This is a genomic window from Streptomyces sp. SX-6 (assembly GCF_059089585.1).
In genome coordinates this window covers 1-8201 of the sequence record NZ_JBTHHU010000065.1, presented here as the reverse complement: position 1 = coordinate 8201, position 8201 = coordinate 1, and the positions used below count along the sequence as shown (strand labels likewise).

At 64.2% G+C, this 8201-nt stretch carries 2 protein-coding genes; both read left to right on the top strand.

Annotated elements, in window-relative coordinates; all coding sequences use genetic code 11:
* Nucleotides 1–509 (top strand): phosphopantetheine-binding protein (locus ACV530_RS36295; protein WP_494337000.1); only part of this gene is annotated, 509 nt, incomplete at its 5' end.
* Nucleotides 506–8201: amino acid adenylation domain-containing protein (locus ACV530_RS36290; RefSeq protein ID WP_494336999.1), on the top strand; the 7696-nt coding region annotated here is incomplete at its 3' end. The genes ACV530_RS36295 and ACV530_RS36290, both read left to right, overlap by 4 nt.

Sequence of the window (8201 nt, the reverse complement as noted above, 5' to 3'; positions counted from 1 at the left end):
AGGACCGTCCCGGTGACAAGCGGCTGGTCGCCTATGTCGTTCCTGCCGCGGGTGGCACGGTCGACGGCGCCGAAGTACGCCGCTTCCTCAGCGGTCGCCTCCCCGAATTCATGCTGCCGGCCGCGGTGGTGGTCCTTGACACGTTGCCCACGACGGCCAACGGCAAGCTGGACCGACGCGCGTTGCCCGCGCCGGACTATGCGGACGCCACGACATTCCGCGCACCGCGCAACGAGCGTGAGCGGGCGCTGTGCGAGATCTTCGCCGAGGTACTGGGCGTGGAGCGGGTCGGGATCGATGACAGCTTCTTCGATCTGGGCGGCCATTCCCTGCTGGCCACCCGCCTCATCAGCCGCATCCGCACCCGTCTCGGCGTCGAACTCCCCCTGCGCGCCCTCTTCGAATCACCAAGCATCGTCAATCTGACCGAACAGCTGGGAACCGCGACGAAGTCGCACCGGCCGGCACTGCGACGCATGCCGCAGCTCAAGGAGAACGAGAACCGATGATTCCCCTGTCTTTTTCCCAGCGTCGACTGTGGTTCCTCAACCGGCTCGAGGGCGATGCGGCTGCCACCTACAATCTGCCGATTACCCTGCGGCTGACCGGCACCCTGAATCGGGAGGCGCTGGCCGCCGCGCTGCAGGACGTCATGGAACGCCACGAAAGCCTGCGCACGGTCTTCCCCGAAGGCTCCGACGGCATCCCACACCAGCGGATCCTCGACACCGACCAGGCATGGTCGGGCATGGAGGTGGTGTCGACCACCGCGCACGAGGTGGACGACGAGCTGTCCGTATTCCGCACGCACGGCTTCGACATCACTACCGATGCTCCCATGCGGGCGCGACTGTTCGCGCTGGACAGCGATGTACATGTGCTGGTCGTGGTGCTGCATCACATAGCGGGAGACGGCTGGTCCATGGCGCCACTGGCGCGGGATGTCGCGGCTGCCTATGAGGCGCGGGTGAGCGGTGGTGCTCCGGAGTGGGAGCCGTTGCCGGTGCAGTACGCGGACTACGCCTTTTGGCAGCGGGAGTTGCTGGGCGAGGAATCCGATCCGGAGAGTCTGCTCAGCCGGCAGGTTGCGTACTGGAAGGAAACCCTCGCCGGGTTGCCGGAACAGATGGACCTGCCAGTGGACCGTCCCCGGCCCGCTGTTGCCTCGTACCGAGGGGAGAGCGTCGAGTTCACGCTGGACGCGGCACTCCATCGGGGGATCGTCGCGCTGGCCCGGGAGTCCGGTGCGAGCGTGTTCATGGTGGTGCAGGCGGCGTTCGCCGCTCTGTTGTCGCGGATGGGCGCGGGAACGGACATCCCGATTGGTTCGCCGGTGGCGGGTCGTACGGATGAGGCGTTGGACGATCTTGTCGGGTTCTTTGTGAACACGCTGGTGCTGCGTACGGATGTGTCGGGTGACCCGACGTTTCGTGAACTGGTCGAGCGGGTGCGGCAGTCGGATCTGGGGGCCTTCGGGCATCAGGATGTGCCGTTCGAGCACCTGGTGGAGGTGCTCAACCCGGTCCGGTCGATGTCCCGGCACCCTCTCTTCCAAGTCGCCCTGGCTTTCCAGAGCCAGAGCCAGCCGGTTCTTCAACTCCCTGGCGTTGCACTGAGCATTGAAAAGAACGACGGTGGCGCAGCGAAGTTCGACCTCTCGTTGGGGCTTTCGGAACGATTTGACGACCAGGGTGCGCCCGCCGGCCTGGAAGCGGGATTTGAGTTTGCGGTTGATCTGTTTGATCGGGTGACGGTTGAGGAGTTGGCGGCGCGGTTCGGTCGGCTTCTGAATGTGGTGGTGAGGGATCCCGATTCTCGTGTGGGTGCGGTGGATGTGTTGTTGGCCCGGGAGAGGGAGGAGTCTCTTTCTGGTTGGCAGGGTGAGCGGGTTGAGGTGCCGTGGGTGTCGTTGCCGGTGGTGTTCGAGGAGCAGGTGGCTCGGACGCCGGAGGCGATTGCTGTGGTGTTCGGGGATGTTGAGCTGAGTTATGCGGAGTTGAATGCGCGGGCGAATCGTCTTGCGCGGTTCTTGGTGGGTCGGGGTGTGGGTTCGGAGGATGTGGTGGCGTTGGTGTTGCCGCGTTCGGTGGACCTGTTGGTGGCGATGTTGGGGGTGTTGAAGGCGGGGGCGGTGTATGTGCCGGTGGATCCGCAGTATCCGGCAGAGCGCATCGCGTACATGATTGATGATTCCCGGCCGGCGCTCGTGCTTACCAGTGCATTGGTGCGGGGTGTCGTACCGAATGGCACTAGGGCGTGGGTGGTTGAGGAGATCGCCGATGCTGTTTCGGTTGAGTCGGGTGTGGATTTGGGGGATGGGGAGCGGGGTTGTGTTTTGTCGGGGTTGGGTGCGGCGTATGTGGTGTATACGTCGGGGTCGTCGGGGTGGCCGAAGGGTGTGGTGGTTGGTCATGGGGGTGTGGTGAATTTGGCGCGTGATCATATTGCGCGTTTGGGTGTTGGTGGTGGGAGTCGGTTGTTGCAGTTTGCTTCGCCGAGTTTTGATGCTGCGGTGGCGGATATGTGGCCGGCGTGGTTGGCGGGTGCTGCGTTGGTGTTGGGTTCGGCTGAGCGGTTGGTTCCGGGTGCGGGGTTGGTTTCGTTGGTGCGGGAGGGTGGGGTTTCGCATGTGACGTTGCCGCCTGCGACGTTGCCGGTGTTGGCGGAGGCTGGGGGGTTGCCGGAGGGTGTGACGTTGGTGGTGGCGGGTGAGGCGTGTTCGGGGGAGGTTGTGCGGGAGTGGTCGGTTGGGCGTCGGATGGTGAATGTGTATGGTCCGACGGAGGCGACGGTGGCGTCGACGGCGAGTGAGCCGTTGTCGGGTGGGGGTGTGCCGCCGATTGGGCGGCCGGTGTGGAATACGCGTGCTTATGTGTTGGATGAGGGTTTGCGGCCGGTGCCGGTGGGTGTGGCTGGTGAGTTGTATTTGGCGGGTGTTCAGCTGGCGCGTGGTTATTTGCGGAAGCCGGGTTTGAGTGCTGAGCGTTTTGTTGCTGATCCCTTTGGTGGTCCGGGTGAGCGGATGTATCGGACTGGGGATGTGGTGCGTCGTCGGCGTGATGGGCAGTTGGAGTTTGTGGGGCGTGCGGATGAGCAGGTGAAGGTCCGCGGTTTCCGTATCGAGCTCGGCGAAGTCGAGGCGGCTCTGGTTGCTCATTCGCAGATCGCGCAGGCGGTGGCGATGGTCCGCGAGGACCGGCCGGGGGACAAGCGTCTGGTCGCCTATGTTGTGCCCACCGACGGAAGTTCCGCTGTTGATGCGGGTGAAGTGCGTCGGTATCTCGGTGAGTGTCTGCCGGAGTTCATGATTCCGGCCGCGGTGGTCACTCTGGCCGAACTGCCCCTGACCGCCCACCGCAAGGTCGACCGACGTGCTCTGCCCGCCCCTGATTACCACATGGTGGTTTCGGGGCGCGGTCCGCGTGATGCTCGTGAGGAAGTCTTGTGTGGGATCTTCGCGGATGTGCTCGGCGTGGAGCGGGTCGGCATCGACGACAACTTCTTCGATCTGGGTGGTCACTCGCTGTTGGCCACCCGTGTGATCAGCCGGATCCGTACCGTCCTGAACGCGGAACTTCCTCTGCGCACCCTCTTTGAAGGTCCGTCGGTAGTGCAGCTGGCGGAGTGGTTGGCGGCTGACGGCGCAGTGGCCCGGACGGCATTGGAGGCCGGGCCCCGACCTGCTGAGGTGCCACTGTCACCCGCCCAGCGTGGACTTTGGCTCCTGAATCGAATTCAGGGATCGGCGGCTGCCACATACAACATCCCCATTGCGCTTCGGCTCACTGGTGAATTGGACAGGGAAGCACTCAATGCCGCGCTTCAAGATGTGATCGCACGCCATGAGAGCCTGCGAACGCTGCTCTTGGAGAACGTGGATGGCACCCCGTACCAGAAGGTCATGGATATCGATGAGGTCCGCCTCGCGCTTCCCGTAGTGGAAGTCTCGGAGGAGGAAATCTCGGCGGCGGTCGTTGATGTGTCCAACCAAGGATTCGACCTGAGCATCGAAATCCCGGTGCACGCACGGTTGTTCATGTTGGCCGGTGATGTGCATGTGTTGGTGGTGGTGTTGCATCACATCGCGGGTGATGGGTGGTCGATGGTGCCGTTGGCGCGGGATGTGGCGGCTGCGTATGAGGCGCGTACTGCCGGCCGTGCTCCGGAGTGGGAGCCGTTGCCGGTGCAGTACGCGGATTATGCGCTGTGGCAGCGGGAACTGCTGGGCGAGGAATCCGATCCGGAGAGTCTGCTCAGCCGGCAGGTCGCGTACTGGAAGGAAACACTCGCTGATCTTCCGGAGCAGTTGGAGCTGCCGGTGGACCACGCCCGTCCTGCTGTTGCCTCCTACCAAGGTGACCGGCTGGTCTTCGAGGTTGACGCGGAGACCCATCGGGGGATTGTCGCGCTGGCTCGGGAGTCGGGTGCGAGTGTGTTCATGGTGGTGCGGGCGGCGTTCGCGGCGTTGTTGTCGCGGATGGGTGCGGGGACGGACATCCCGATTGGTTCACCGGTTGCCGGGCGTACGGATGAGGCGTTGGACGACCTTGTCGGGTTCTTTGTGAACACGCTGGTGTTGCGTACGGACCTCTCGGGTGATCCGACCTTCCGGGAACTGGTCGGCCGCGTAAGGGAATCCGACCTGTCCGCCTACGCGCATCAGGATGTGCCGTTCGAGCACCTGGTGGAGGCCCTCAACCCGGTCCGGTCGATGTCCCGGCACCCCCTGTTCCAGGTGATGCTGACCTTCCAGAACACCGAGCAGGCCGACTTCCGTCTTCCGGGGCTGACCTTCACCGCCGAGCCGTCCGAGGCCGGCGCCGCGAAGTTCGACCTCCAGTTGAGTGTGCGTGAGCAGCACAGTGACGACGGTGACTTGGCTGGGCTTGTTGGAGTCTTTGAGTTTGCGGTTGATCTGTTTGATCGGGTGACGGTTGAGGAGTTGGCGGCGCGGTTCGGTCGGCTTCTGAATGTGGTGGTGAGGGATCCCGATTCTCGTGTGGGTGCGGTGGATGTGTTGTTGGCCCGGGAGAGGGAGGAGTCTCTTTCTGGTTGGCAGGGTGAGCGGGTTGAGGTGCCGTGGGTGTCGTTGCCGGTGGTGTTCGAGGAGCAGGTGGCTCGGACGCCGGAGGCGATTGCTGTGGTGTTCGGGGATGTTGAGCTGAGTTATGCGGAGTTGAATGCGCGGGCGAATCGTCTTGCGCGGTTCTTGGTGGGTCGGGGTGTGGGTTCGGAGGATGTGGTGGCGTTGGTGTTGCCGCGTTCGGTGGACCTGTTGGTGGCGATGTTGGGGGTGTTGAAGGCGGGGGCGGTGTATGTGCCGGTGGATCCGCAGTATCCGGCAGAGCGCATCGCGTACATGATTGATGATTCCCGGCCGGCGCTCGTGCTTACCAGTGCATTGGTGCGGGGTGTCGTACCGAATGGCACTAGGGCGTGGGTGGTTGAGGAGATCGCCGATGCTGTTTCGGTTGAGTCGGGTGTGGATTTGGGGGATGGGGAGCGGGGTTGTGTTTTGTCGGGGTTGGGTGCGGCGTATGTGGTGTATACGTCGGGGTCGTCGGGGTGGCCGAAGGGTGTGGTGGTTGGTCATGGGGGTGTGGTGAATTTGGCGCGTGATCATATTGCGCGTTTGGGTGTTGGTGGTGGGAGTCGGTTGTTGCAGTTTGCTTCGCCGAGTTTTGATGCTGCGGTGGCGGATATGTGGCCGGCGTGGTTGGCGGGTGCTGCGTTGGTGTTGGGTTCGGCTGAGCGGTTGGTTCCGGGTGCGGGGTTGGTTTCGTTGGTGCGGGAGGGTGGGGTTTCGCATGTGACGTTGCCGCCTGCGACGTTGCCGGTGTTGGCGGAGGCTGGGGGGTTGCCGGAGGGTGTGACGTTGGTGGTGGCGGGTGAGGCGTGTTCGGGGGAGGTTGTGCGGGAGTGGTCGGTTGGGCGTCGGATGGTGAATGTGTATGGTCCGACGGAGGCGACGGTGGCGTCGACGGCGAGTGAGCCGTTGTCGGGTGGGGGTGTGCCGCCGATTGGGCGGCCGGTGTGGAATACGCGTGCTTATGTGTTGGATGAGGGTTTGCGGCCGGTGCCGGTGGGTGTGGCTGGTGAGTTGTATTTGGCGGGTGTTCAGCTGGCGCGTGGTTATTTGCGGAAGCCGGGTTTGAGTGCTGAGCGTTTTGTTGCTGATCCCTTTGGTGGTCCGGGTGAGCGGATGTATCGGACTGGGGATGTGGTGCGTCGTCGGCGTGATGGGCAGTTGGAGTTTGTGGGGCGTGCGGATGAGCAGGTGAAGGTCCGCGGTTTCCGTATCGAGCTCGGCGAGGTCGAGGCGGCTCTGGTTGCTCATTCGCAGATCGCGCAGGCGGTGGCGATGGTCCGCGAGGACCGGCCGGGGGACAAGCGTCTGGTCGCCTATGTTGTGCCCACCGACGGAAGTTCCGCTGTTGATGCGGGTGAAGTGCGTCGGTATCTCGGTGAGCGTCTGCCGGAGTTCATGATCCCGGCCGCGGTGGTCACTCTGGCCGAACTGCCCCTGACCACCCACCGCAAGGTCGACCGACGCGCCCTGCCCGCCCCCGACTTCGCCAGCACGCGGCGCGTGCGCGGCCCGCGCGATGCTCGTGAGGAAGCCTTGTGCGCGATCTTCGCGGATGTGCTCGGCGTGGAACAGGTCGGGATGGACGACAGCTTCTTCGACCTCGGCGGCCACTCTTTGCATGCGACTCGGGTAATCAGCCGCATCCGAGCGGTGTTCGGTGTGGAGGTCCAGCCCCGGGCAATGTTCGAGGCTCCGACGGTTGCCCAGTTGAACGCCCGCATGATCGGTGCGGAGACTGCGCGCACGGCGTTGGAGCCGGTGTCTCGCCCGGCGGAGATCCCCTTGTCGTTTGCGCAGCGCAGGTTGTGGTTCCTCAACCGTTTCGAGGGTTCGGCGGCGGCCACGTACAACATGCCCATCGCGTTGCGGCTTGTCGGTCCGCTGGACCGGGAAGCCCTGCGCTCAGCCCTGCGCGATGTCGTCGTACGCCATGAAACCCTGCGCACTGTCTTCCCCGAGGCCGCCGATGGCGCACCCGTCCAGAGCGTCCTCGACGCGGCAACGGCCACGGTGGAAATACCTGTCCAGGAGATCGGTGAAGAGGAGCTGCCAGCTGCGATAGCGCGTGCGGCGCAGCGTGGCTTCGACCTCGCTGCTGAAGTTCCGTTGCGTTCATCGCTGTTCAAACTTGACGAAACCACACATGTCCTGGTTGTCGTGCTGCACCACATCGCCGGTGACGGGTGGTCGATGGCTCCGCTGGCGCGAGACCTGGCCACGGCATATGAGGCGCGTACCACTGGCCGGGCCCCGGCCTGGCGGCCGCTACCGGTGCAGTACGCGGACTATGCGCTGTGGCAGAGGGAGCTGCTCGGTGACGAGTCCGATTCCGACAGTCTGCTCAACAGGCAGGTCGAGTACTGGAAGACGCAACTGGCCGGCCTGCCGGAGCAGCTGGAGCTTCCTGCCGACCGCACCCGGCCGGCAGTGGCCTCACACCGAGGTGGCACCGTCACGGTGGCTTTTGACGCACAGCTGCACAACAGCCTTGTAGACCTTGCCCGCGACTGCGGCGCCAGTGTGTTCATGGTGGTGCGGGCGGCGTTTGCGGCGTTGTTGTCGCGGTTGGGTGCGGGGACGGATATCCCGATCGGTTCGCCGATTGCCGGGCGTACGGATGAGGCGTTGGACGATCTTGTCGGTTTCTTTGTGAACACGTTGGTGTTGCGTACGGATGTGTCGGGTGATCCGAGTTTCCGTGAGTTGGTCGGGCGGGTGCGTGAGGCGGATCTGGCCGCGTACGCGCATCAGGATGTGCCGTTCGAGCACCTGGTGGACGTTCTCAACCCGGTCCGGTCGATGTCCCGGCACCCCCTGTTCCAGGTGATGCTGACCTTCCAGAACAACGAAGAGGCCGAGCTCGCCCTCCCAGGACTCGCCCTGAGCGGCGAGTCGGCGGCGTCGGGCACGGTGAAGTTCGACCTGTCGGTGCACCTCGATGAAGCCTTCGACACCGATCGTCGCCCTGCGGGTCTGTCGGGTGTGTTCGCCTACTCGGTGGATCTGTTTGACCGGGAGACGGTCGAGGGGTTTGTGGGTCGTTTTGAGCGTCTGTTGCGGGGGTTTGTTGCGGAGCCGGATCGGCCGGTGGGGTCGGTGGAGGTTCTGTCGG